This window comes from Mesorhizobium sp. CAU 1732, from assembly GCF_039888675.1.
Classification (GTDB): Bacteria; Pseudomonadota; Alphaproteobacteria; order Rhizobiales; family Rhizobiaceae; genus Aerobium.
Map to the genome: position 1 here is coordinate 2,480,716 of NZ_JBDQQR010000001.1, position 25,766 is coordinate 2,506,481.

The window sequence follows — 25,766 nt, forward strand, 5'->3', positions numbered from 1 at the left end:
CGGATTACTGCATGAGCCTTTCGTACCAAATCGGGATCGATGTCGGGGGTACTTTCACCGATCTCGTCGCCATCGACAGCGATGGCGCAACCACCTTCACCAAATCCGCGTCGACGCCGCAGGACCAGTCGATCGGCGTCGTCGACGGCCTGCATGATCTGGCACAGCGCTTGGGCCTCTCGCTCGACGTCCTGCTGGACCGGACGCAACGCATCGTCCATGGCACGACGGTCGCCACCAATGCGCTGCTCGAGCGCAAGGGCGCGAAGGTGGGCCTGCTGACGACCGCCGGCCACCGGGACGTGCTGGAAATGCGGGAAGGCCTGAAGCCGGATCGCTACAATCTGGTCATCGCCCCGCCCGACCCCCTCGTTCCGCGCGATCTGCGTCGCGGCGTGACGGAACGCATCGCCTTCGACGGCTCGATCGTCACGCCGCTGGACGAGGCATCCGTCATCCGGGAACTCGAATTCCTGAAGGCCGAGGGCGTTTCGTCGATCGCTATCTGCTACCTCCATTCCTATCGCAACGACGCGCATGAGCGTCGCACGGCGGAACTGGTCGCCGAGCACCTGCCGGACGCCTACGTCTCGCTGTCGAGCGATGTCCTGCCGCAGATCAAGGAGTTCGAGCGCGTCTCCACGACGGTGGTGAATTCCTATGTCGGACTGGCCGTGAAGAACTATCTCGGCAAGCTGCGGCAGCGTCTTGCGGATGTCGGGCTGTCGAAGGACATCCTGTTCGTCATCCTGTCGCACGGCGGAATCGCGCTTGTCGAAGAGGCGGCGCGGCTTGCGGCCGGAACCTGCCTGTCGGGTCCTGCCGGCGGCATCGCCGGCGCCAAGGCGTGTGCCGAACTGTTCGGCGCGGGCGACGTCATTCCGTTCGACATGGGCGGGACCAGCACCGAAATCTCGTTGATCTCCGACAATGACGTTGCGCTGACATCGCAGCGGGGTTTGGCTGGGGAGCGGATCGCGCTGCGCAGTTTCGATATCCTGTCGATCGGCGCGGGCGGCGGATCGCTCGCCCGGCTCGATGCGACCAACACCTTCGTGGTCGGCCCGCAATCGGCCGGCGCGTTTCCGGGCCCGGCTTGCTATGGCAATGGCGGCAGCGAACCGACGGTCACCGATGCAAATCTGCTGCTCGGCTATCTCGACGCAGACAACTTCCTCGGCGGACGCAGCCAGCTCGACATCACGGCTTCGGAGCGCGTGACGGATGCGTTCGCCGAGCGTCTCGGTCTCGATCGCATCCAGACCGCGGCCGGCATCCATCGCCTGATCAACGTCAAGATGGCGGACGGTATCAGGCTGATGACGCTGCGGCGCGGTGTCGATCCGCGCCGGTTCACGCTGGTGAGCTTCGGTGGCGCGGCCGGCCTCCACGCGGCAGAGGTCGCGCGCGAGATGGAAATCTCGCGTGTTCTCGTGCCCACCGTCGCCTCGGTTCTCTCGGCATGGGGGATGCTCGCCAGCGACCTGCGCTACGAAGTCAGCCGCAGCCATGTGGGCGACACGGCGATCCTCAACGACGAGGCGCTGCGCACGCTCTATGGCGAGCTCGAAGCCGAAGCGCGCCAGCGTCTGCCGCCGAGCATTGCGACAAGCATGCGCATCGAACGATCCGCCGAGTTGCGCTATGGCGAGCAGATATTCGAGGTGGATGTGAGCCTCGACGGACTGGACCTGACCATGGACAATCTCGCGGACGCGGTCGTGGATCGCTTCCATCGCCGCCACGAAGAGCTCTACACCTACGCGTCGCCCGGCCAGGAGGTCGATCTCGTCAATGCGCGCGTGGCCGTCATCGGCGAAGTGCCGCGCGGCTTCGGTGTCAGTGAACTCGCACCCGCGACGGGGCCGGCGGTCGCGATCCGCAGCAAGGCGATCTACTCCGCCGGAGAGTGGCGCGACGCGCCGGTCTATGGATTGCAGGCGCTCGCACCCGGTCATCTGATCGAAGGACCGGCGATCATCGAAGCGGAAACCACGACCGTCATTCTGCACGACGGCGACAAGGCTTCGGTGACGCCGCTGGGCTGGCTCGACATCTCCGTCCGACAGCGGGAGACGATGCACTAACCTTTCGAAAGCTCGGGGCCACGAACTTTCGAAACAGCCCGGGGGGCTGTGCCGAGCGCTGCCCCCCGGGTGAACCACGTGAGACGCAATCAATCGCAATAAGGGGAATCTCGCATGAAGACATTACTGGGCAGCACGCTGTTCGCCGCCGCACTCGGTTTCATGAGCCCGGTGCACGCACAGACACAGCTCAACGTCGTGGCACCCTGGTCGAACCTCAACGCCTATGAGGCGGTGGAAAAGCCGTTCTGGGCCGAGAAGCTCCCGCAGCTCACGGACGACAAGCTTTCCGCGAAGCTCTCGAACTACTCCGAGCTGGGCCTCGCCGGCGCCGAACTCCTGCGCCTCGCCACGATGGGCGTGTTCGACGTGGCGCATATCGTGGTCGGATACTCCGTGTCGGACGATCCGGTCATCGAAGGCCTCGAACTGGCCGGCCTGATCCAGGATATCGAGACCGGCCGCAAGGCGCTCGACGCCTACCGCCCGGTGATGGCGAAGAGCCTCGAGGCCAAGAACCTCGTTCTCCTCGGCGTCTATCCCAATCCGAGCCAGGTTCTCTACTGCCGCGAGCCGGTCAATTCGATCGCGGATTTCGCCAACAAGAAGGTCCGCTTCTACGGCGCGAGCATGAACGAGTTCATCGAAGCCGCAGGCGGCACGGGCGTCAGCGTTCCGCTCGCCGAGGTCGTGCCTGCGCTTCAGCGCGGCGTGGTCGATTGCGGCATCACCGGAACCCTGACCGGCTACTCCTTCAAATGGCCAGAGGTCACGTCCAACCTGTTCGGCATGCGCTTCGGCTGGGGCCTGACGCTGATCGCGGCGAACAGCAACAGCTTCGCTGCGCTGAGCGAAGACGAGCGCGCGAGCCTCGTCTCTGCCGTATCGCAGCTTGAAACCGAGTTGTGGGACCTCACGGCGACCGATGACCAGGCTGGTATCGACTGCAACAGCGGCCTTGCGGAGTGCCCATACGGGACGTCGGCCAGCATGACCTACGTCGCGCCGTCCGCCGAGGACGACGCAGAACGCGAACGCATCCTGGAAGATGTCGTCCTGAAGAAGTGGGCGGCGCGCTGCACGCAGGAATGCGTCGATGACTGGAACGCCACCATCGGACAGGTCCTCGGCCTGACGGCAGCCAAATGACATCCCGGCACGATGCCGAGCCTTCGGCAACGAGCTCGCGCGGGGGCGGCTTTGCCGCCCTCGTCGACCGCGCCGATAGCGTTTGCCGCGGCTTGTCCCACGGCATGATCATCGCAAGCGGCTGGGGCATTCTGCTGCTCGGCGTGCTCGTCTCGATCGATGTCATGATGCGCAAGGTCAGCGGCCGCAACCTCGGCGGCGTGGACGAGATCGCCGGCTATCTCTTCGCCGTCGGCATCTCCTGGTCGCTTGCCGCAGGATTCTACGCCAGAAGCCACATCCGCATCGACGCCCTCTACCAGCGCTTTGCGCTTGTTCCGCGCGCGCTGCTCGATCTTCTGGCGATCGTCTCGCTTCTCTTCGTGGCGCTCTTTCTCGTCTACAGCAGCTGGCTGGTTCTGGAGACGTCGTGGCAGCGCTCGTCCCATTCGGCATCGTCGCTTCAGGTTCCGCTGTTCATCCCTCAGGCCGCGTGGATGTGCGGCATGGTCGCCTTCGCCCTGTCGCTCACGATCGCGACACTCAAGGCCGGCCTGGCTTTCGCAAGCGGGCAGCGTCTCGCCGTGGTCCGCGACTATGGCGTCATGACACCTGACGAAGAGGCGGAAGAAGCCGTCCAACAATCGCTCGGCAGGACCTGACATGCTCGCTCAAGCCTCACTATCGCTGATCATCCTGATCGGTCTTTCGCTGCCGATCGCAGCCGTCCTGATCTCCATCGCGCTGGGCATGGCGTTCTTCCACTCGCCCATGCCGCTGCACGTCGCAGGCTCGGAAATCTTCTGGAAGGTCTCCAACGAGTTTACGCTGACCAGCGTGCCGCTCTTCATCCTGTTGGGTGAAATCCTCCTGCGGGCAGGGGTGGCGGAGCGCATGTACGCGGCGGTCGCGCTCTGGCTCAACCGGCTTCCCGGTGGCCTTCTCCATGCCAATATCGCGGCTTCGACACTGTTCTCGGCGACGTCCGGGTCGTCTGTGGCCACGGCGGCGACGATCGGAACCGTCGCACTGCCCGAGGTCCGCAAGCGCGGCTACAATGAGCGCTTGTTTCTGGGCAGCCTCGCTGCCGGCGGCACGCTTGGCATCCTGATCCCGCCGTCGATCCATCTCATCCTCTATGGAATGATGACGGGGACGTCGATCCCGCAACTCTATCTCGCGGCCACCATGCCGGGGCTAATCCTGGCAGGGCTCTTTTCCGTTCTGGTGCTGCTTGCCTGCCTCATCCGGCCCGATCTCGGCGGAGAGCGCATTCAGGCGACATGGAGCCAGCGGTTCTCGAGCCTCACGAGCATCGTGCCCATCCTTCTCCTTTTCGTGGTCGTGGTCGGCTCTATCTACACCGGCTTCGCGACACCGACGGAAGCAGCATCCCTTGGGCTGGTGTTCGCGCTCATTCTGGCTGCATTCTATCGCAAGCTGAGCGTGACGATGCTCCACGAGGCCTTCATCGGGGCAATGCGCACCAATGCGATGATCATGCTGATCGTGCTGGCGTCGTACTTCCTGAACTTCGTGCTGTCGATCCTGGGCATCCCGCAGCAACTGACGACGTTCATCGCGGAACTGGGCCTGTCTCCGGTCTCGACCATGCTCCTGATCGTCGCTTTCTTCGTGATTCTGGGGTGCTTCCTCGAATCGCTGTCGATGCTCGTCACGATGACGCCGTTGATCGCTCCGATCGTGGTGGGATTGGGTTATGATCCGATCTGGTTCGGCGTGATCACGATCATCCTGCTGGAGGTCGCGCTCATCACGCCGCCGGTCGGCATCAATCTGTACGTGGTGCAGGCGATCCGCGGCGGGGGGAGTATGTCCGACGTCATGGTGGGCGCATTGCCGTTCGTGATCTGCATGTTCGTGCTGATCGGATTGCTGATGGTCTTCCCGCAGATCGCCATGTTCCTGCCGGGCCTGTTTTAGGGCCTGTGGGGATTTGGGGTTCCCCTTGAGCGCGATTGTGTTTCACGCTTTGGATGACCCGTTTTGTCGAGCCGGCCGTGCAGATCGGGTTTGCTTGGAATGCGGCGGCCGCCACGGAATGCCTGCCGCATTTCGGTCGGCGACGAAGCGCTACGGCATGACGAACGCCAACTGGCTGCGGACATTCGCAGCTAGGGATTTCAGACGGGGCGCTACCTCCTCCTCGATCTGGTTGCCGCTGAGGCGGAATATCGGGACGCGGCAACTCATCGCGAAGCATTCGCCGTTCTTGTCGCGCAGGAGCGGGACGGCGGTTGATTCCGTGCCCGGAATCCATGTCCCGCGCATGACTGAAAAGCCTCGGCTTTTGACCGATTCGACGCCCGCCATGAATTCATCGATGTATTTCGGCCAGAACTCCGGTGTGAATCGCTTCATCTCGGCGAGCTTTTGCGCAAATTCGTCTTCGGGGAGCTGGGCGCAGAGCGCCTGTCCGATCGCGGCCGGCAGCAATGGCCCGATGGTGCCGAGATCATGCGAGGTCCAGACATTCTCGTTCACGCGAGAGGTTTCGAGATAGACGAAGTTCACGTGGTCGATAACGCCGATCGAGACCGTGCCGCCAAGATCCTGCGCGAGCTTCTGCATCGAGGGTCGCGCGATCTGCAGGATTTTTGCGTTGACGAGCAATGGGTTGACCAGCATGAGCGCGCCCCAGCTCAGGCGGAATTTCGACTTCTCCTGCTTGAGGTATCCGAGCTTGACCAGCGTATAGGACAATCGCGCGACGGTGGCCCTGTTGATCCCCGTCTGGGCGGCAATCTCGACGTTGCTCATCGAAGGCCGGTCCGGCCGAAACGCGCGCAGGACTTCCAGACCCTTGGCCAGGGTCGTCGCAAATCCTGCATCGCGTTCGATTTCAGTCACATCGTCTTCCATGACGGCACCAACAACTTCGGTTGGGGACACTAATATTGCACTGCTCCAAGCATGGAACTGTCTGGATTTCAACCAGATGGCGGCCGCTTCCGATGCGTTGCACAATATTTAATGCTGCATGCGCACAAATGTCAACATATCGGACACATAAATTAATTATGGGCCACCATATTGACAGAGCGGGCGATGTGGCAGTCAATTGGCCAAGTTGGCGGAGATATCCAGCCGAACTGCAGCCGCAAGAGGAAATTCGGATGACGCGTGTAATCGATATGGAAATCGGGCTTCCGCATTCGGAAGCGAACCCCGAGCTCGAGCGCCTGGCGCATGGGCGACCTGGAACCCCGTTTCCGCAGCCGCTTCCACGTCCCGAGGGTTACGGGTTTTCAAACTACGGGCGCGTTTTCCGTTCGAAGGAGAAAGCCACGCCGGAAGCCAAGAAGGACGATGGCGGGCTGAAGCAGCTCGTTGCAGACATGGACCGTGCCAATATCGAGCGCGGGCTCCTCGTCGGCGCGGAAAACAGCGCGACCGGCAAAATCCATGCGCAGTACCCCGGCCGGTTCTTCACCTTCGTGACGTTCGATCCGACGGACGGCATGCGCGCGGTTCGCGAGTTCGAGCGACTGGTCAAGGAAGAGGGGGCCAATGGGCTGAGGCTCGCCGCATTGTACAATGGTCTTCCCGCCAACGACCGGCGCTACTACCCGCTCTATGCGAAGGCAGCCGAGCTCGATGTCCCGGTCCGCATCTACACCGCGATGAACTACGCCAACGACCGCCCCTACGATCTCGGTCATCCGCGCTATCTCGATGATGTCTGCATCGACTTCCCGGAACTGCGCGTCGTTGCCGGTCTGGCCGGCTGGCCGTGGGTGAACGAGATGGTCGGCCTGCTGCGCCGCCATCCCAACCTTTATGTCGACACCGCCGCGCATCATCCGCGTTACTTTGCGCAGCCGGGTTCCGGATGGGAGCAGTTCCTGCAGTACGGCAACACGCTCCTGCAGGACAAGGTCATGGTCGGCCTGTCCCGCTATCTCTTCGGCACGCCCTTCGAGACCCTCATCGAGGATTACAAGAACCTGCCGCTCAAGGACAAGGTGATCGAGAAGTGGCTGTACGGCAACGCCGCCGCGTTCCACCGGCTTTGAGCTGAAGGCGCGGACATGCTTCGCTTCGTTCTCCAGCGCGCGCTCTACGCCGTGCCTCTCATCTTCGCGGTCATCGTGGTGATGTTCACGTTGCTGCACCTGATCCCCGGCGATCCTGTGCAGGCGCTGGTGGGCGACTATCCGGTCCCGCCTGCATATCGCGAAGTCATCGAGGAGAAATATCGCCTCAACGACCCGTTCATCGTGCAGGTGGGCAATTACCTGGCCTCCGTGGTGCAGGGAGATTTCGGCTTCTCCTACCAACATCAACGCGCCGTGCTGGATCTGGTGCTCGAGCGAGCGCCACGAACCATCCTGCTTGCCTCCGTCGGGTTTGCGGTTGCGATTCCACTCGGCATGCTCGTTGGCGTGCTCGGCGGAACGACCCGCAACCCGAGCGTCGACAAGTTCTGGACGACGACGGCTCTCGTCGCCTACGCGATCCCCACATTCTGGCTGGGACAATTGCTGGTGATGTTCTTCGCATTGCGGCTGGGATGGTTTCCGACGCAGGGAATCGGGCCGCTGGTTTCCCGGGCGCATGGGTTCGACTGGGTTCTGGAGCGAGCCCGCTACCTGACGCTTCCGGTGCTGGCCTTTGCGATCCACGAGGGAATGCGCTTCGCCCGGATCATGCGTGCGAGTGTGATCGATACGCTGGCGCAGGGATACATCGTCACCGCCCGGGCGAAGGGGCTGAGCCGCGGCCAGATCGTGCGGCGTCACGTGCTGCGCAATTCGAGCCTGCCGCTGGTGACCATCGCCGGCTACGCGTTCGGCTCGGCCCTCAGCGGCGCCGTTCTTTTGGAAACGGTCTTCACCTGGCCCGGTCTGGGTCTTCTGTTGGTCGACTCAATTCGTCTCCGGGACAATCTCACTGTCGTGGGCGTCGTTATCTTCTCCGCCATTGCGGTGATCCTGATGAACCTCGTGGTCGACATTCTCTATGCGCTGCTCGATCCGCGCATCAGGACTTCAGTGTGAGGCTATCATGAGCATATCCTCGCAAACCGCCAAACCCACCGGCCCCGTCGCCCGCTGGCGCGCGAGCATCGCCAATTTGATGGGCACCCGCCACGGGGCGATCGGGACGATCATTCTCCTCCTGCTTTGCGTCACCGCGATTCTCGCGCCCTTCGTTGCGCCGTACACGCCGCTGCAACAGACCCCGCAAAGTCTTGCGGCACCGTCTTCCGAGTTCCTGTTCGGAACGGACAATCTCGGCCGGGATCTCTTCTCGCTGATCCTGTACGGCGCGCAGTCCTCCCTCATGGTGGGTGTCGGTGCCGCACTCGCCGCTCTTCTCGTGGGCGGTACGATCGGAATCCTTGCCGGTTACTTCCGTGGCCCCGTCGAGATCGTGCTGATGCGCGTCATCGAACTGTTCCAGACATTGCCGGTCATCATGCTCGTGCTCTGCGCCGTCGCTCTGTTCGGGTCGAGTTTCTGGCTTCTGATCACAGCCGTGGCGCTCGCGATCTGGCCGATGGAAGCCCGGCTCGTCTACGGTCAGTATATCAAGCTGCGGGAGCGGGAGTTCGTGGCCGCCGCACGGGTTGCCGATCTGTCGACATGGCACATCATCTTCCGTGAAATTCTGCCGAATGCCGCGCAACCCGTGATCGTTCAGGTGGCGCTGGATGCAAGCATCGCGATCCTCATCGAGGCCGGGCTTGGCTTCCTGGGGCTTTCGGATCCATCGAGGGTGAGCTGGGGCCAGCTTCTGTTCGTGGCACAGGACTACATGGCCAGTGCCTGGTGGATGAGCGTGTTTCCCGGCGCGGCAATCTGCCTGACGGTCATCGGCCTCAACCTCTTCGCCGATGGTTTCAACGAGGTCGTCGATCCTCGCAGCACGCGCGGCGTGGGGGGATTGCAATGACCGGCCTCGTATCATCGACGCCACTTCTCGAGGTTCGCGATCTCAACGTGCATTTCCGCGTCGCCGAGCGGCTTGTCCGCGCCGTCGACGGGGTGGACTTCACGGTGAATGCCGCGGAGTGCGTCGGCATTGTGGGCGAGTCCGGGTCCGGCAAGAGCACACTCATCCGGGCGGTTTCACGCCTGATGCCAAACCTGCGCATCGACCAACTCTCGGGAGACGTCAGGTTCGAGGGACGCGACGTGCTCGCGATGCCCGACCGCGAACTTCGGGAATTGCGCCGCTCCCGCGGGTTCTCGATGATCTTCCAGGATCCGCTCGGCCATCTGAATCCGACGCAGCGCGTCGGCAGGCAGATCGCGGAAGGTCTGTCGCCCGGCGGTCGCGGGCGCTCGGACCGCGACCGCGTTCATGAGCTTCTCGACGAGGTCGGGTTCAGCGACCCCGGCGTGATCGCGCGTCGCTATCCCCACGAGCTGTCCGGTGGCATGCGCCAGCGTGTGATGATCGCGATTGCGCTGGCCAGCGACCCGAAGCTGCTTTTTGCCGATGAGCCGACCACCGCGCTCGATGCGACGGTGCAGCTACAGGTCCTTCAGACGCTCTACAAGCTGCACAAGGAGCGCAACATGGCGGTCGCGATCATCACGCATGACCTCGGTGTCGTCGCCGAAATGTGTGATCGCGTCTGCGTGATGCAGACGGGCAAGATCCTCGAAACGGCATCGACCGTCGATCTGTTCGAGCGGCCTCAGCATCCCTATTCGGCGCGGCTGGTGCACCTCAGCGCGCGTCGTCTCGAAGCTTCGTGAGTGCAACGATGACGCAACCAATTCTCAGTCTCCGCAGCGTCGGGCGCAGCTACAAGAGCCGCAATGCAAGCGGGTGGGGCTCGACGACCGTCGATGCCGCCATCGGGGTCAACCTCGAAATATACGAGGGCGAAACGCTGGCGATCGTCGGGGAGTCCGGCTCCGGAAAGAGCACGCTGGCGAAACTGCTGCTGATGCTCCAGCCACCCTCGAGCGGCGACGTCGAGTTTCGGGGCGTTTCCCTGTCGAGCCTCGACAAGCGCAGGCGCAGCGAATACCGGCGAGAGGTTCAGGCTGTCTTCCAAGACCCAGCTTCGTCGCTGAACCCGAGAATGACGGTCGAGCAGACGCTGGGATACGTCATTCGCCGGCATGATCTCGTGAGCGAGAGCGAGCAGCGCGGGTTCATCGTGCGGCAACTCGCATCCGTCGGACTTGAACCCGCCGAGCAGTATCTGACGCGCTATCCGCACCAGCTTTCCGGCGGCCAGCAGCAGCGCATCGCCATCGGCCGGGCCATGATGCTGGAGCCCAAGGTGATCATCGCCGATGAGCCGCTGTCGAGCCTCGATGTCTCGATCCAGGCTCAGGTGCTGCAACTGATGCTGGACCTTCGCACGCGAACCAATGTCGGCTTCGTCGTGATCAGCCATGATCTTGGAGCGATGCAGTCGATCGCCGACAGGACGGCGGTGATGTACCGGGGGCGCATCGTGGAGATCGGCGCCGGCGTGTACGACCGGCCGGCGCATCCATACACGAAGCTTCTGCTCGACGCCCGTCTCGGCTCGGACCCGCGCAAAGGGCGTATCCGAACGCCGGCGAGCAAACAGCCTGTCCCGATACGAACCGTATCGGCAGGAGAGGGCGGATGCCGCTTCAGGGACCGCTGTCCCTACGCAATCCAGATCTGCGCCGAATCCGAACCCGCCCTTCGCACGATCGGCAGCGGGACGACGCAGGCCGCATGCCATCGCGCCGAAGAACTCGTCGCGATGATGAGCGGTGCGCCTAGCGAACACGTCACCCCATGAGGAAATGGGCGATGTGCGAAACGGAAGCTAACCCAGGGAGAGAGAGCATGAAATTCTATCGAAACAGACCGTTCGCCTTCGCGATGCGGCCGACGGCAGCGCTTCTGGCGGCGGGCATCAGCGCGTTTGCGTTTGCTGCATCCGCCCAGGAAGGAACACCGGAGATGGGTGGAACCGTCATTGCGGCATTGAACTCGACGACGATCCCCACGCTGAACACGCAGTTGACGTCGTCCGTGCCTGCGCTCTTCGCCGCGGATGTGTGGGCGGACGGCCTGATGACATACGACCGTGAAGGCAAGCGCCTGCCGCGTCTCGCGACGGAATGGCAGACGTCGGAGGACGGCAAGACCTATACGTTCAAGCTGCGCGACGGCGTGAAATGGTCCGATGGGGAGCCCTTCACCGCCGACGATGTCGTGTTCACGCTGAACACATTCGGGAAATTCAACACCTACCTCACCAAGCTGATGCCACTGATCGAGGAGGCATCCGCCCCGGACGCCACCACCTTCGTCCTGAAGCTGAAGCAGCCTTTGACGGCCACGCTCGACCTCTTCGACAAGGAGGTCTTCCCGCTGATGGCGAAACACATCTATGACGGACAGGACGTCGCGACCCATCCGGCCAACCTCGCGCCGGTCGGGCTTGGGCCGTTCAAGTTCGAGAGCTGGCAGAGCGGCCAGTCGATCACCTTCGTGCGCAACGAGCACTACTGGGAGGAGGGGAAGCCTTATCTCGACTCCGTCATCTTCGCGCTGATACCCAATCCCCAGCAGCGGCTGAACGCGCTGAGCAACGGTGAAGTGAACTGGTTCCGGCCGGAAGCCGCACAGGTCAGAGCCACGCAGGAAGCGGCCAAAGCGGGTACGTTCAAGGTTGTACGGATCGTCAACAATGCCCCGGAAACGGCTGTCATCGATTTCAATCTGACACGTGAGCCGCTGAAAAACGTTCAGGTGCGACAGGCACTCTTCCATGCGATCGACCGTCAGCGCATCGCGCAAGACGTTTATCAGGGCCTCGCCGCCACGGTGAAGAATGCGATCCCGGTGCAGTTCAAGGACCTGCATGGCACGACGATCGACTACGACCAGCTCTATGCCTACGACCCGGAGAAGGCAGGCGCGCTGCTCGACGAAGCGGGTTATCCGCTGAAGGATGGAAAGCGGTTCTCTCTCGAACTCTCGGTCATCTCCGTTCCACCCTACCAGACCGTGGCGCAGGTTGTTCAGTCCCAGTGGTCGGCTATCGGCATCGATGTCAAACTGAACGCCCTCGACCAGCAGCTATGGGTCAACAAGGTCTACACCGAGCGTGACTTCGACGCGTCGGTCATTTCGCTGACGGGCAGGACCAATCCGGTGCTGGGCGTCGATCGAAGCTTCGTGTGCAACGAAGGAAGCGTGCCGTTCGCAAATCCGACGGGCTACTGCAACCCCGAGTTTGATGCAGTGGCATTGGCGGCGGCGTCGGCGCTGCAAGGCCGGCAGCGCGAGCACTACGACAAATATGCCCAGATCGTCGCTCGTGACCTGAACCAGCTCCAGTTGACAAACACTGAAGTCTACGAGGCCGTCTCGACGAACCTGAAGGGGCTGGATGCCCAGTTCAACTTCTCGTTCAACACACATCCCAATTGGGCGGAAGCCTGGCTTCCGGCCGACGAACAGTAACCCGATCAACTCCCAGACTGGACCAGCCACGCAGCCACCTTCCGGCTGCGTGGCAGCCTTCTTGCGGCCAAAAGGACATCCTCTTGCATATCGATGTTACATCCATGGTGCGGCCACGCTCGGTCGCCATTGTCGGCGCCTCCGCAAAGCGGGTTACGCAGGGCAATGTGGTTATCAGCAATCTCAAGGAATGGGGCTATCAGGGAGCCGTTCTTCCCGTGCACCCGCAAGCCAGGGAAATCGACGGACTTGCCGCCTGCAACACGGTTGCCGCGCTTCCCGCCGAAACGGATCTGGCGATCGTCGCCATCCCGGCCGCGCAGGTGCCGGCCATTCTGAATGAGCTGGAAGACAGTCCCGTTCGCTCGGCGATCGTGTTCACCAACGGATTCTCCAGCGACGAAGAACGCGCCATCCGGGAGATGAGCCGTTCCAGCCGGTTGATCGTCCACGGCCCCAACTGCATGGGCCTCGTGAATTTTACCGATTCCATTCCGCTCTATCCGTCCCGGCCTTCAGAGCGTCTGCGCGCCGGCAAGGTGGCGATCGTCGCCCAGTCGGGCTCGGCCGCCATCTCCGTGATGAATTCGACGGTCGTCGGATTTTCGAAGGTGGTGACGATGGGCAGCGAGTTTCACGTCGGCGCGGCGGACTACATCCGCTGGCTGGCCGGAGACGACGCCACGACCACGATCGGCGTGGTTGCAGAATCCATCAAGGACCCGGTCGCATTCGCGCTCGCGGCAGAGGCGGTGCATGCCGCGGGCAAGTCGCTCGTGGTTCTCAAAGTCGGTCGCACGGCGACCGGACTTGCGGCGACGCAAGCTCACACCGGGGCGCTGGTGAGCGACAGCGATGCCTATGACGACTTCTTCGCCGCGACAAACATCGCCACGGCTGCCGACTATGACGAACTCATCGCGTCCCTCGAATGCTCGGCTGTTGCCCGAAAAATGGTCGGCGGCAGCGACATCGCCATTGTCGGCATTTCGGGTGGTCAAACGGCGCTGGCCTGCGACATTGCGGAGACCGGCGGCATTGGAGTCGCAGCGTTCAGCGAGACCACCAGGCAGCGCGTCATGAAGGCCCTTCCGGGGACTTCGGGCAGCAACCCGATCGACTTCGGCGCCACCGTCAATGTCGACGATCGCAATTCACCGGAGGCGATCGCTGCCGTTTTCGAGGATGCCGCGGTCGGAGCGGTAGTTGCTCTGCAGGACACGCAGGAAAGCCTGAATCCCGCGACGCTCGAGAACTATATGGGCATTCTCACCGTTTATGCGGAGGCGGGACAGGCGGCGTCAAAGCCGCTGGTGGTAATTTCGCCGACCTCCGAGAATGTCGATCCCGGTGTGCGCGCGTTTCTGGGGAAGCATGACGTACCCCTCATTCGCGGTCTAACAGCAGGTTTGCGCGCTGCCGGCAATCTTCGCCTCGGCAAGCCCGGCATCGCAGGGGCATGGGGCAACGCACGCCGAAGCGACCGCCCTTTCCACAATCCCAACGCGCCTCGGCTCCGCGAGGAGCTTCTGGAAACGACGGGTACTCTCAGCCCGGAAACCAGCTTCCGCATCCTTCGAGACTATGGATTGCCGCTGGTACGGGCCATTGTCGTGGGAGGTGTCGAAGACGCCGTTGCCCGTGCATCGGAAATCGGGTTTCCGATGGTCGTGAAAGTCGCCTCGCGCGACATCCAGCATCGTTCGGACGCAGGCGGCGTCGTGCTGGATGTCACCGATGAAGTGGGTTTGCGCGCGGCCATTGCGCGTATCGCTACAAATGTCGGCAAGGCGCTGCCCGATGCCGTCATCGACGGCTACGAACTTCAGGAACAAGTCGTCGGTGGTGTCGAGGCAATGGCGGGGTTCACGTCCGCTCCGCCCTTCGGGCAACTGGTCGTTGTCGGCAGCGGCGGGACGCTGGTCGAGGTGATGGCCGATCGGGCGGTGAAGCTTGCTCCGTTCGACACGGAAGCGGCGGTCTCGATGCTCTCGCGGACCAAGCTTGCAAAGGTTCTTGGCGGCTACCGAAATCTCGTTCCGGAAACCGATATTTCGCCGCTTGCGGATGTGGCGGTGAAGCTGTCGCAAATGGCCAGCGATCTGGAGGGAGTGATGGTTGCTTGCGACCTCAATCCCGTCGTTCTGCGACACGGCAGCGGCGAAGCGCGCATCGTCGATGCCCTGTGCATCGTCGCCGCGCCCGCTTAGACGGCTGGCACGGATACGATGCGCTTAGATGCTCAAACAAGGAGATAGATCGCCACTCGCGCGTCGGTCAGGATGCACGGCGACCGAGCGGCAACTGACGCTATCTTCCAAGACCGGGCAAGGATGTCAGTCCTGGCGACCAAAAGCCATTTGTACCTGCCTGGCAAGCGCGACAAGGTCGCGGCCTATGTCGTCGAGACGGGCTGCGGTCAAAACATGGGCGGAACCGCCGCAATTGAGGGCGTAGGGCTGGCTGCCGTGAAGAAGGAGCGGAACACCGACCGAGTTTATCTCGGATTGCCATTCGCCGATCGACGTCACGAACCCATTCAGGCGCAACTGGTCTACCGAGCGTCTGACGCCGTCTCGCATGAACGCCCCCATATCGTCGGGAGGACAAATCTCATCGAGCAGACGGTCTCTTGCCGACGCGTCAAGGCTTGCAAGGTATGCGCGTCCCATCGCCGATGTCGCCATGCGAACATGGGCGCCTATCTCCATTCCTATGTGAAGCGGGCTCGATCCTCGGCAGTGTTCGATGTAGACCATCGTCCGCCGGTCCGGGGCGCCAAGAGCGACCGAGCAGCCGACGTTGTCTGCCAAAGCCTGCATCATAGGGCGGGCGACGTCGCGCACGGCAAGGCCCCCCAGCGCGCTGAAGCCAAGGGCGAGCGCCGCTACGGAAAGAGAATACCGGCCGGTGCTTGCCGAGTATTCGAGATATCCCAGTCGGCTAAGCGTGTAGGTCAGCCTCGATATGGTGGATTTGGCAAGGCCGGTGCGCGTTGCCAGATCCTGATTGCCAAGCCCCGCATCTCCACGCCTGAACGCTCGCAGGACGCTCAACCCGCGCGCAAGTGCGGCCACGAAGCGCGGATCGTCGTCCGCATCCGCTTCAGTCGACGCAACGAGCTGACCTTCGCGTTTGCGCATAGGTTGATCCCTCGTGAAATGGGAAATGCACCCTTGACCCAGAAAACATCCAAGGCAATAGTCATCAATAACGGAATTATATTCCACTCTACGGAATTGCTAACAGGCACGGAAGATGCCGTCAACAGGATGACAATTGCAGATGGAAGATGATCGCTCCAGATCGTTGCGCCATGCGTTGCTTGCGGAGGGTGAGGCGGACCGCTTTGCTTTCGACGGCACGGGCGCACAGCCGCGTGACGTTGCCAAAGTCGGCGTCATCGGCGGCGGCACGATGGGCGGCGGCATCGCCATGGCGTTTGCCAGCAACGGCATCCCGGTCGTGTTGATCGAAACCGACATGCCCGCCGCCAATCGGGCGGTCGAGCGCGTCGCTGCCAACTACGCCCGTTCCGCGAAACGTGGGTCGATCTCGGAAGCGGTTGCGGCCGAAAACCTTTCCCGCATCACGCCGTCTGACGATTATGCCGCCTTGGCCGATGTCGATCTCGTTATCGAGGCGGCGTTCGAGGAGATGGAGATCAAGCGGGAGATTTTTGCAAAACTTGTCGCGGCCACCAAGCCGGCGGCCATCCTCGCGACCAACACGTCCTATCTCGACGTCGACGCCATAGCGGCGGCGAGCGGTGTGCCCGGGCGCGTGCTCGGCATGCATTTCTTCAGCCCGGCGAACATCATGAAGCTGGTGGAAGTCGTGCGCGGCGCGCGCACCGGCCCCGAAGTGATCGCCACCGTGGTCAAGGTTGCCCGCGTGCTCGGCAAAATCCCGGTGGTCGTCGGCAATTGTCACGGCTTTGTCGGCAACCGCATCCTGGCGCGGCGCAGCGAACAGGTGGACCGCCTCTTGCTTGAAGGTGCTCTGCCCGGGGAGGTGGACAAGGCGCTCACGACATTCGGGTCGAAGCTTGGGCCCTGCGCCATGGGAGATCTCGCGGGCCTCGACATCAGTTGGCGTATGCGTCGAGCCACCGGGCGGACCGCGCCGGTTGCCGATGCGCTCGTGGCGGCCGGGCGGCTGGGGCAGAAAACACGCAGCGGCTATTATCTCTACGACGAGGACGGCCGCACACCGCGAGAAGACCCGGCCGTCACCGCGCTGATCGAAAGCGTTTCTGCCAGCCACGGCATCGAACGTCGCTCTATCGACCAGGACGAGATCATCGACCGCCTCATTTTGCCGATGGTCAACGAGGGCGCCCGTATCGTGGACGAAGGGATTGTGGCTCGGTCGAGCGATATCGATCTGATCTGGCTTCACGGTTACGGATTTCCGCGCTGGCGCGGCGGCCCCATGTTTTATGCGCAGACCCGTGGCCTTGCAGACGTAGCGTCGCGCCTGAGGGAACTTGTGCAGTTGACCGGGGACGCCTCGATGCAACCGGCGCCGCTGCTCGACAGGCTCGCGGCCGAGGGCGGTTCCTTTTCGTGATGCATCATCCATTTCAAATTCGAGGGATCACCAAAAAATGAGAGCGGTAATCTGCAAGGAATTCGGGCCAGCGACATCGTTGGTGATCGAGGCGTTCGATCTGCCGCCGCCGGCCAAAGGCCATGCCCGTGTGCGCGTCGAAGCGGCAGGCGTGAACTTTCCCGACACGTTGATGGTTCAGGGCAAGTATCAGGTTAAACCTGACCTGCCGTTCGTGCCGGGTGCCGAACTGGCCGGCATCGTGGAAGCCGTTGGCGAAGGCGTAACGGACATCGTTCCCGGAATGCCGGTCATCGGCATGGTGGGACTGGGCGCATTTGCCGACGTCGCAAATGTTCGCACGGCCAGGCTGATGCCGCGCCCGGCCACGATGGACGCCGTGACGGCCGCAGGCTTTTCGATGACCTACGGCACGAGCATGCATGCGTTGAAGCAGCGCGCGCGGTTGCAGCCGGGTGAGACGTTGCTGGTGCTCGGCGCCAGCGGCGGTGTCGGGCTGGCGGCGGTCGAACTCGGCAAGGCGATGGGGGCAACCGTCATTGCGGCAGCCAGCAGCGCTGAAAAACTTGAGGTCGCCAGGCGTGCAGGCGCCGATCATCTCATCAATTATTCGACGGCTTCGCTGAAGGACAGCGTCAAGGAACTGACCAGCGGCAAGGGGGTCGACGTCGTCTACGATCCTGTCGGTGGCGATCTGCTGGAAGAAGCTGTTCGCGCCACGGCCTGGGAAGGCCGCGTGCTGGTCGTCGGCTTTGCGTCAGGAACGATACCGCGCGTTCCCGCCAATCTGATGCTTCTGAAGGGCTCTTCGCTTGTCGGAGTTTTCTTCGGCACCTTCCGCGATCGCGATCCGGAAAAGAACCGCGCGAATTTTGCCGAGATGTTTGCCTGGTTCGAGCAGGGAAAGCTCAAGCCGCTCATCAGCCAGACGATGGAACTGGAGAAGGTGGTCGAGGCGTTCGACGTGCTGACAAGCCGCGGCGCTATCGGAAAGATCGTGCTGACCACATGAGCGACGACACGCCTTCCAGTTACCGGGATGTTGGCCTGTTCGCGTTGCTCGGGCTCGAGATGACGCATTCGGAAGACGGGCGTGTCAGCGGGCAGATCGAGATCGACGCCAAGCACAAGAACCGTGCGGGGTTTGTGCACGGCGGCGTGCTGTGCAGCATGATCGATTTCGCGGCATGTGCGGCGGGGCTCCATGCTCCTGCCGGACAGCCGCCGCGTTTCGGCGTGACCCTCTCCCTGACGACGCACTTCACCAAGGCCGTCGACAAGGGCGTTTTGCGGGTGGACGGCAGGATGGTTTCGGCCGCCCGCAAATCCTACACCGCGCAAGCCCACATCTATGACGATGCCGGCGACCTCGTCGCTCATGGCATCGGGACGTTTCAATGGCGGCCCGACAGCGCTCCTGCCTCGCAGCCCCTCGTCGACAGCAAGAATTAGAGAACGGATAAAACCGATGTTTGACCTGCGAGAAGACTTGCAGCCGCTGATGCAGGAACTGAAGACGTTCATGGCGGAGGAAGTCCGTCCGAACGAAGCGCTCTACGAACAGCAGCTACGCAGTCAGCCCGATCTCTGGTCGGAACCTGCGATCATGACCGAGTTGAAGGCAAAGGCGAAAGCTCGCGGGCTCTGGAACCTGTTCATGCCGCAGCATGGGCATGGCGGCCGTCTCAGCAATCTCGACTACGCGCATTTCTGCGAACAGATGGGACGCTCATCAATCGCGCCCGAGGTGCTGAACTGCTCCGCGCCCGACACGGGCAACATGGAAACGTTGATCCTGTACGGCAGCGACGAGCAGAAGAAGCAGTGGCTCGAGCCGCTTCTGGACGGCACGATCCGCTCGTGTTTTTCGATGACCGAACCGGCTGTCGCCTCGTCCGATGCAACCAACATCCAGACCGAGTTTCGCCGCGACGGCGACCACTATGTTATCAACGGACGCAAATGGTGGAGTACGGGTGCGAATGACGAGCGCTGCAAGATAGCCATCGTGATGGGGCGCACCGATAGCAATGCGCCGAAGCATCAACAGCAATCGATGGTGCTGGTGCCGCTCGACACGCCGGGTGTGACGGTGGAACGGGCGTTGACGGTTTTCGGCTACGACGATGCACCGCACGGCCATGCCGAGATCAGCTTCGACAATGTTCGGGTGCCCGTCACGAACATCTTGCTCGGCGAAGGCCGTGGATTCGAAATCGCCCAGGGCCGGCTGGGGCCAGGCCGGATTCACCATTGCATGCGAGCGATCGGCGTCGCGGAGCGCGCGCTCGAAACGATGTGCAATCGTGTCACCACCCGCGTCGCGTTCGGCAAGCCTCTCGCCGACCAGGGCCATCTGCGCCAGTTGATCGCCCGCTCGCGATGCGAGATCGAAACGACGCGGCTGCTGACGCTCAAGGCCGCGCACATGATGGACACGGTTGGCAACAAGGCTGCCCGGCGCGAGATCGCGATGATCAAGGCCGTTGCGCCTGAAATGGTGTGCACCGTCATCGATCGCGCGATCCAGGCTCATGGCGCTGCCGGTCTTTCGCAGGATACGTTTCTTGCCTTCGCCTATGCCAAGTCGCGCACGCTGCGCATCGTCGACGGCCCGGACGAAGTGCATCGCGAAGCGATCGCCAAGATGGAATTGAAGGCCTATCGCTAAGGGAGTGAGCGATGTTTGACGTCAAGGGCAAGGTCGCATTGATAACCGGCGCGTCGCGCGGCATAGGGCGCGCGACCGCAAAGCAGCTCGCCGCCAATGGAGCGAAGGTCGTCGTGTCGAGCCGCAAGCAGGACGCCTGCGATGCGGTGGTCGAGGATATCCGGGGCGCTGGCGGCGACGCGGTTGCCATCGCGTGCCATGTGGGAGATCACGGCGGCCTGAAGGAGATGGTCGCCGCCGTCGAAGGCAGGTGGGGCGGGATCGACATTCTCGTCTGCAACGCAGCCACCAATCCTGTCTATGGTTCGATCTCGACCCTTTCCGATGAAGCGTTCGCAAAGATCATGACGGTCAACGTGCAGAGCACGATCTGGCTCTGCAATCTGGTCCTGCCGCGCATGGCGGAACGGGGCGGCGGCTCGGTCATCATGATGTCGTCGATTGCCTCGGTGCGCGGAACGGCGACGATCGGTGCCTATGGCATGTCGAAAGCAGCCGAAGCCGCGCTGACCAGAAACCTTGCCGTCGAGTGGGGGCCGCGCAAAATCCGCGTCAATTCGATTGCGCCCGGTGTCGTCGACACCGATTTCGCGCGCGAGCTCGTCAATGATCCGGTGCGGCGGGCGCAGATGGAAAGCCGCACGCCGCTCCGTCGTTTCGGAGAGCCGGAAGACATTGCCGGCATCGTTCATTTTCTTGCCAGCCCTGCCTCGGCTTACATCACCGGCCAGATGATCGTCGCGGATGGCGGAGAGACGATCGGCTGACCATGACCGCTACTGCACCCACGCTCGTACCGACCATCGCCGCACATCGGTTTGATGAAGAAGCGCTGCGCTTGTGGTTGTCGGAATCTGTTCCCGATTTCGCAGGTCCGATGACGGTCCGGCAATTCCAGGGCGGGCAATCGAATCCGACGTTCCTGCTTGAGACAGGCGCTCGACAGCTCGTTCTTCGCAAGAAGCCTCCCGGCAAACTCCTGCCCAAGGCCCACAACGTCGAACGCGAATATCAGGTGCTGGCTGCCTTGGGCGGCACGGATGTTCCTGTTCCGCGTGTCATGGCGTTGTGCGAGGACGCCGATGTCATCGGCACGCCCTTCTACGTGATGGAGTTCATGCAGGGGCGCTTGTTCGACCATCCGGTGATGCCGGACGTCACCCCGGACGTGCGGAGCCATCTTCACCTGTCCGCGGTCGATGCGCTGGCCCGCCTGCATCGGGTGGATATCGATGCCGTCGGTCTCGCCGATTTTGGTCCTCGCACCGGCTATGTGGCGCGTCAGGTCGAGCGCTGGAGCAAGCAGTATCGATCGTCGCTGGCAGCGGGCGAATTGCCCGCGCTGACGTGGCTGGCAGACTGGCTGCGCGAACGCCAGGACGTTCCCGACGAGACCACCATCGTTCACGGCGACTATCGCCACGGCAACCTCTTTTTCCACCATCGAGATGAGAAGGTAGCCGCGATCCTCGACTGGGAGCTCTCGACGCTCGGGCATCCCCTGAGCGATCTGGCCTATCTGTGCATGCCCTATCATATCCAGTCAGGCGTTCCGCAAAGTCGCGGCGTGTCGGGCTTGAATCTGGGCGAGCTTGGAATTCCGAGCGAGGAAGCCGTCGTGCAGCATTATTGCGAGGCAACCGGCCGCTCGGGCATGGGCGAATGGCGGGTGTTCATGGCGCTGTCATTCTTCCGGCTGTCGGCGATCCTGCATGGCGTGATGGCGCGCGCTCTTCAGGGCAATGCGAGCAACAGCGATGCCCTGCAGGTCGCCAAACGCAGCGGCGTTCTGGCCGAGATCGGCCAGAAGATCGCCAGGGATGAAGGGTAGCGGTTCTATCCGGGCATCGTGCTCCGGTGCCGCTCCGCCGCGGCTTGCGCGACGCAGTCGCAGAAGGCGCTGACCAGCGGAGACAGGGGTTGGTCGCCTGAGAAGATCGTGTGGACCTGGAGGGCGATCTTGGGGCGGTACGGCCGTGTCGTCACGCCCACGATCGGCACGGTGTAGGAGTCGACGAGTGCGACGCCCAGTCCGGCGCTGACGAGCGCGAAGGATGTCAGCGAGATGTTGCACTCCAAGGTTCTGAGGGGATGAAGCCCCCGGCGCGTGAAGGTCTCGGCGATGCGGGCACCCAGAACGGGTTCGTTGAAGTTCGAGACGATCAGGTGATAGGGCATCAAATCTTCCGGCGTCACCACGTCCAGATTTGCCAGAGGATGAGAATCGGGCATCGCGCACACGATCAGCGCGCTCGATATCGCTTGCGAGCAAATCGAGCTGTAGCCGATGCTGCGCTGGCATACGCCGACATCGACCTTGTTCTCGTAGACCAGCCGCGACACTTCCTTCGTTGTCGATGTGGTCACCGCGAAGTCCACGTTCGGATGCTCGCGGCGATAACGAAGAATGGCGTTCGGCACGAGGCCCGACGATGCCATGGCGGCGGCCGCTACCTTGATGACACCGCGACGGCCCAGCCTTACCTCCTCGATCCTCTGATTGATCGACTCGTGGCTCGAGATCATGCGGTCCAGATCGGGAAGAATGGTGAAGGCCTGTGGCGTCGGACGCAGCTTCCTGCCTGTCCGTTCGAACAGGGGCATCTGTATTTCGCTTTCGATCAATTTGATCGTTTTGCTGATCGCCGGCTGGGAGACATTCAGCAACTGAGCCGCCGCGCTGGTGGAACCGGTCGAGATGACGGCCGTGATGACTTTCATCTGGCGAATGTCCATCGTTTCCGAAATCCCTAATATAACCGGCAGTTATCTGTTGATGAATAATATGTCTTTGTCAACGGCGGATGACCTCAGTAGCTTTCATTCAGGCGACTAACGGTTTCCGCCCCAAAACAATATCCAGGTAACAGCATTCTTCGAGCAGACCGGAGATTGAAAAGGTATGGCATGTCCAAAGACAACTATTTGGAAGCATTGTATAATCCTGATCATATTCTGATTGCAGGGTTCTCACCAGATCAGAAGAAGGCGGCCCCTCGTTTTCTCGAGGGTTTGAAAGAACAGGGATTTTCCGGCACGATTTCGCTTCTCGGACGGCGCGCCGGCGTCTTTGATGGCCACCAGATTTACGACGATGTCGATAACCTACCGTCCGGTATCGACATGGTTTTCAATATGTATCCAGCCGAAGTCACGGCTGACATCCTCCCAAGGATTGCCGCACGCGGTGTGCCGGTCGCCGTCGTGTTTACCTCTGGCTTCGCCGAGCAGGGCGGTGATGCGGCGGATGCCCAGTCGAAGATGGTGGCGGCCTGCCGCGCAAACGGCATGCGCCTGGTCGGCCCGAACTGCCCCGGCTATTTCTATCTGCCGAACGGCGTGAACCTGACCGCCCAGCAAGGTCTGCCGAAAGGGCCTGTCGCCCTGATTTCCCAGAGCGGCAATGTCGGCATCACCTTGTGGGATCAGTCCCGCATGCTGGATATCGGCTGGACCGGCTTCATCGGCGTCGGCAACCAGTCCGACATCCCGTTGCACGATCACATCGCCTATCTCGGCGACGACGAGAATACCAAGGTCATCGCCCTCTACATCGAGGGTCTGCCGGAGGGGCAGGGCAAGGCTTTCAAGGAGGTCTGCCAGAGGGTGAGCCGCAAGAAGCCCATCGTCGCTCTCAAGGGCGGACGTACCAACGGGGGCAGACGGGCGGCACAATCACACACCGCATCGCTGTCATCGGATGCGCAGGTTTACTCCGCGCTGTTCGACGAATGCGGCATCATCGAAGTCGGCCATCTCGAGCATCTCCTGCCGATCGCCGAGGTGCTGTATCGTTGCCCGCCGCTGAAGGGTGATCGGATCGCCATCGTGGGATCGGGCGGCGGACACTCGACCGTCGGCACCGACGAGGTCGAACTGGTCGGCCTCCAGGTTCCCGAATTCAATGCGACGCTTCAGGAAAAGGTTGGCGAACGACTGCCGGCCTATGCGCCGAAGCGCAATCCGATCGACATGACCGGCGGCTTCACCAAAGATCCGACGCTGTTCTCCCAATTCACGCAGATGGTCATCGATCTCGACGGATCGTTCGACGGTTTCGTCAATTACGGACTGTACGGGCTCTACCGCGGCGGGAAACTCGACGAAGGCCACGTTCATACCTACGAAAGTGCTGCCCCGTTCCTCGGCCGGATCCAGGACGAGACCGGACTGCCGATCATCTTCTATACGCCCTATGCGTATCAGCAGCACTCGTCCTTCACCGCGTTGCGCGACGCCGGCATTCCATGCTTCGCCGATTTGAACCTGGTCGCGCTGGGGCTGGGAGCATTGAGAAAACGCGGCGTTTTCCTCGCCAGCAAGCCGGCTGCAGAGGCCGTCATACGATTGAATGGCGGCGTCAAGCAGACGTCCAAGCCCGGCACCGAGGCGGACACGGCACAACTGCTGGCCGGACACGGGGTGAAATTCCCGAAGACGGCGGAAGTCGGTACGGCTGAAGAGGCAGTCGCGGCGGCGCAGGACATCGGCTTCCCGGTCGTGCTGAAGGCGGTGTTGCCCGGCGTGCTCCACAAGACGGATGTCGGTGCGGTGAAAACCGGTCTCGGCGATGCGGCCGCCGTTGCCTCAGCCGCGCGGGACATCGAGCAAAGCGTTTCGTCGAAGCTCGGCTCCGGCAGATTGTCGGGCTACCTCGTTGCGCAGGACCTTGGACGCCAGCGTGAGTTGTTTGTCGGCGTGCGCAAGGATCATGCCTTCGGCAGCATCGGCGTTCTCGGCGTCGGCGGTGTGTATGCCGAAGCGTTCGCCGACACCAATGTCTGCCTCCTGCCGGCGTCGCCACAGTCCGTGGAGCTATGCCTGAGCAAGCTTCGCAGCAATCGGATGTGGGGCGACTTCCGGGGTGCTCCCGCTTTGGACCGCACCAAAATTGCCGAAGTGCTCAACCAACTCGCCAGCGCCCTCGACGCGCAGGATGGATGCACCGCGATCGAATGCAATCCGGTCATGGCCGTCGGCCAAGATCTTCTGGCGGTGGATGCCGTCATCGAATATTTGGAGGGCTGAATCATGTCGACCGATCTGCCGATCACCGAAATTGCCGACGGCGTCCTGACGTTCACGTTCAATCGGCCTGAGCGGCTGAACGCCATCACGAGCGATATCTACGCTCACATCGCCGACCATGTCTCGGCAGCCAGCACGGACGAAGATATCAAGGTCATCGTGCTCAAGGGCAACGGACGGGCGTTCTCCTCAGGTTTCGATCTCAAGCTTCAGACGGGGAATCGCACGGTTGAGCAAAAGATCAACAGCCTCCAACTGACCGCCAATCGCGCGCGCTGGGCGATATGGAACTGCCGCAAGCCCGTCATCGCCGCCGTTCACGGCTATTGCGTGGGTGGCGCACTCGAACTTGTCCTGCCGACCGACCTGACCATATCGACGGAAAGCTGCCGCTTCGCTGTGCCGGAGATCCTGTTTGGCGCGGGACCGGCCTTCAACATGTTCCCCTGGCTGATGAACCACAAGAAGGCGAAGTCGATCCTGCTCCTCGGAGAGCAGTTCAGCGCCGCCGATGCCTATGATGCCGGCCTGGTGACGAAGGTCGTGCCGGACACCGATCTTGCGTCCGAAACACAGAAATGCGTCGATCAGCTTCTGCGCATGCCGCGTGGGGCCGTGTGGTTCAACAAGCAGGGGGTGAACCGGGCTTTCGAAACCTCCGGCATGATCGCACACATCAACAGTTGGGCCGAGACGGTCGCCATCCTCGGTCAAATCCCCGACCCGACGCGGGAATCCTTCAGCCGCAAAGTGCAGGAAGAGGGTGCGAGCGCGGGCATCAAATGGCGCAGCGATCACTACAGCAAGGGCGCCGGCAATTGACGGACTGACACATCCGG

General features: G+C 62.3%; 22 protein-coding genes. 19 read left to right on the plus strand and 3 right to left on the minus strand.

Going from position 1 to position 25,766, the window contains the following annotated elements; translation table 11 throughout:
* The first annotated feature begins 11 nt into the window (after positions 1–11).
* The 4 genes from AAFN55_RS12165 to AAFN55_RS12180 all read left to right on the plus strand — a co-directional run bounded on the left by AAFN55_RS12165 (position 12) and on the right by AAFN55_RS12180 (position 5,159).
* Positions 12–2,087: a hydantoinase/oxoprolinase family protein gene (locus AAFN55_RS12165; RefSeq protein ID WP_347799092.1), complete on the plus strand. Its 2,076-nt coding sequence runs from the start codon at positions 12–14 to the stop codon at positions 2,085–2,087.
* 114 nt (positions 2,088–2,201) lie between these two features.
* On the plus strand, positions 2,202–3,236 hold the full coding sequence (locus AAFN55_RS12170) for a TRAP transporter substrate-binding protein (RefSeq protein WP_347799093.1): 1,035 nt from the start codon (positions 2,202–2,204) through the stop codon (positions 3,234–3,236).
* Positions 3,233–3,877: a TRAP transporter small permease gene (locus AAFN55_RS12175; RefSeq protein ID WP_347799094.1), complete on the plus strand. Its 645-nt coding sequence runs from the start codon at positions 3,233–3,235 to the stop codon at positions 3,875–3,877. The genes AAFN55_RS12170 and AAFN55_RS12175 overlap by 4 nt, the downstream gene beginning before the upstream one ends.
* Before the next feature lies 1 nt (position 3,878).
* Entirely contained in the window at positions 3,879–5,159 is a 1,281-nt protein-coding gene (locus AAFN55_RS12180) for a TRAP transporter large permease (RefSeq protein WP_347799095.1), read from the plus strand.
* 150 nt (positions 5,160–5,309) lie between these two features.
* On the opposite strand, the gene AAFN55_RS12185 is transcribed toward AAFN55_RS12180, so the two are convergent.
* Positions 5,310–6,086, minus strand: a complete 777-nt coding sequence (locus tag AAFN55_RS12185) for an IclR family transcriptional regulator (protein WP_347799096.1) — start codon at positions 6,084–6,086, stop codon at positions 5,310–5,312.
* 266 nt (positions 6,087–6,352) lie between these two features.
* Here AAFN55_RS12185 and AAFN55_RS12190 point away from each other — a divergent pair, with 266 nt between their 5' ends.
* From AAFN55_RS12190 to AAFN55_RS12220, 7 genes are all read left to right on the plus strand, one after another.
* Positions 6,353–7,252 carry an amidohydrolase family protein gene (locus AAFN55_RS12190; RefSeq protein ID WP_347799097.1) on the plus strand — a complete coding sequence of 300 codons (900 nt, stop codon included), beginning with the start codon at positions 6,353–6,355 and terminating at the stop codon, positions 7,250–7,252.
* 15 nt (positions 7,253–7,267) lie between these two features.
* Positions 7,268–8,236, plus strand: coding sequence for an ABC transporter permease (locus AAFN55_RS12195; protein WP_347799098.1), 969 nt, complete (start codon positions 7,268–7,270; stop codon positions 8,234–8,236).
* Positions 8,237–8,243: 7 nt separating this feature from the next.
* Positions 8,244–9,134: an ABC transporter permease gene (locus tag AAFN55_RS12200; RefSeq protein WP_347799099.1), complete on the plus strand. Its 891-nt coding sequence runs from the start codon at positions 8,244–8,246 to the stop codon at positions 9,132–9,134.
* Positions 9,131–9,946, plus strand: coding sequence for an ABC transporter ATP-binding protein (locus AAFN55_RS12205; RefSeq protein ID WP_347799100.1), 816 nt, complete (start codon positions 9,131–9,133; stop codon positions 9,944–9,946). Before AAFN55_RS12200 ends, AAFN55_RS12205 begins: the two co-directional genes overlap by 4 nt.
* Before the next feature lie 8 nt (positions 9,947–9,954).
* A complete protein-coding gene (locus AAFN55_RS12210; RefSeq protein ID WP_347799101.1) occupies positions 9,955–10,980 on the plus strand; it encodes an oligopeptide/dipeptide ABC transporter ATP-binding protein in 1,026 nt (341 codons plus the stop codon).
* Between the two features lie 47 nt (positions 10,981–11,027).
* Complete coding sequence (locus tag AAFN55_RS12215; RefSeq protein WP_347799102.1) at positions 11,028–12,656, plus strand: ABC transporter substrate-binding protein; 1,629 nt, start codon at positions 11,028–11,030, stop codon at positions 12,654–12,656.
* 83 nt (positions 12,657–12,739) lie between these two features.
* The gene (locus tag AAFN55_RS12220; protein ID WP_347799103.1) at positions 12,740–14,866 is read left to right on the plus strand and encodes an acetate--CoA ligase family protein; all 2,127 of its coding nucleotides are present in this window, start codon (positions 12,740–12,742) and stop codon (positions 14,864–14,866) included.
* Between the two features lie 126 nt (positions 14,867–14,992).
* Here AAFN55_RS12220 and AAFN55_RS12225 read toward each other — a convergent pair whose 3' ends face one another.
* The gene (locus AAFN55_RS12225; protein WP_347799104.1) at positions 14,993–15,799 is read right to left on the minus strand and encodes an IclR family transcriptional regulator; all 807 of its coding nucleotides are present in this window, start codon (positions 15,797–15,799) and stop codon (positions 14,993–14,995) included.
* Between the two features lie 142 nt (positions 15,800–15,941).
* Between AAFN55_RS12225 and AAFN55_RS12230 the strand changes: the two genes are divergently transcribed.
* From AAFN55_RS12230 to AAFN55_RS12255, 6 genes are read left to right on the plus strand one after another with little or no spacing between them, the layout of a single operon-like run.
* Positions 15,942–17,228 (plus strand): 3-hydroxyacyl-CoA dehydrogenase NAD-binding domain-containing protein, encoded by a 1,287-nt coding sequence (locus AAFN55_RS12230; protein ID WP_347799105.1) that lies wholly within the window; start codon positions 15,942–15,944, stop codon positions 17,226–17,228.
* Positions 17,229–17,265: 37 nt separating this feature from the next.
* Positions 17,266–18,240, plus strand: a complete 975-nt coding sequence (locus tag AAFN55_RS12235; RefSeq protein WP_347799106.1) for an NADPH:quinone oxidoreductase family protein — start codon at positions 17,266–17,268, stop codon at positions 18,238–18,240.
* Positions 18,237–18,680 carry a PaaI family thioesterase gene (locus AAFN55_RS12240; RefSeq protein WP_347799107.1) on the plus strand — a complete coding sequence of 148 codons (444 nt, stop codon included), beginning with the start codon at positions 18,237–18,239 and terminating at the stop codon, positions 18,678–18,680. Before AAFN55_RS12235 ends, AAFN55_RS12240 begins: the two co-directional genes overlap by 4 nt.
* Before the next feature lie 16 nt (positions 18,681–18,696).
* Positions 18,697–19,899 (plus strand): acyl-CoA dehydrogenase family protein, encoded by a 1,203-nt coding sequence (locus AAFN55_RS12245; protein ID WP_347799108.1) that lies wholly within the window; start codon positions 18,697–18,699, stop codon positions 19,897–19,899.
* An 11-nt stretch (positions 19,900–19,910) separates the two neighbouring features.
* A complete protein-coding gene (locus AAFN55_RS12250; protein ID WP_347799109.1) occupies positions 19,911–20,666 on the plus strand; it encodes an SDR family oxidoreductase in 756 nt (251 codons plus the stop codon).
* Between the two features lie 2 nt (positions 20,667–20,668).
* Positions 20,669–21,730, plus strand: coding sequence for a phosphotransferase (locus AAFN55_RS12255; protein WP_347799110.1), 1,062 nt, complete (start codon positions 20,669–20,671; stop codon positions 21,728–21,730).
* A gap of 5 nt (positions 21,731–21,735) precedes the next feature.
* On the opposite strand, the gene AAFN55_RS12260 is transcribed toward AAFN55_RS12255, so the two are convergent.
* Positions 21,736–22,620 carry a LysR family transcriptional regulator gene (locus tag AAFN55_RS12260; RefSeq protein ID WP_347799111.1) on the minus strand — a complete coding sequence of 295 codons (885 nt, stop codon included), beginning with the start codon at positions 22,618–22,620 and terminating at the stop codon, positions 21,736–21,738.
* Between the two features lie 186 nt (positions 22,621–22,806).
* Here AAFN55_RS12260 and AAFN55_RS12265 point away from each other — a divergent pair, with 186 nt between their 5' ends.
* The gene (locus tag AAFN55_RS12265; RefSeq protein WP_347799112.1) at positions 22,807–24,927 is read left to right on the plus strand and encodes an acetate--CoA ligase family protein; all 2,121 of its coding nucleotides are present in this window, start codon (positions 22,807–22,809) and stop codon (positions 24,925–24,927) included.
* A 3-nt stretch (positions 24,928–24,930) separates the two neighbouring features.
* A complete protein-coding gene (locus AAFN55_RS12270) occupies positions 24,931–25,749 on the plus strand; it encodes an enoyl-CoA hydratase/isomerase family protein (RefSeq protein ID WP_347799113.1) in 819 nt (272 codons plus the stop codon).
* The last annotated feature ends 17 nt before the right edge of the window (positions 25,750–25,766 follow it).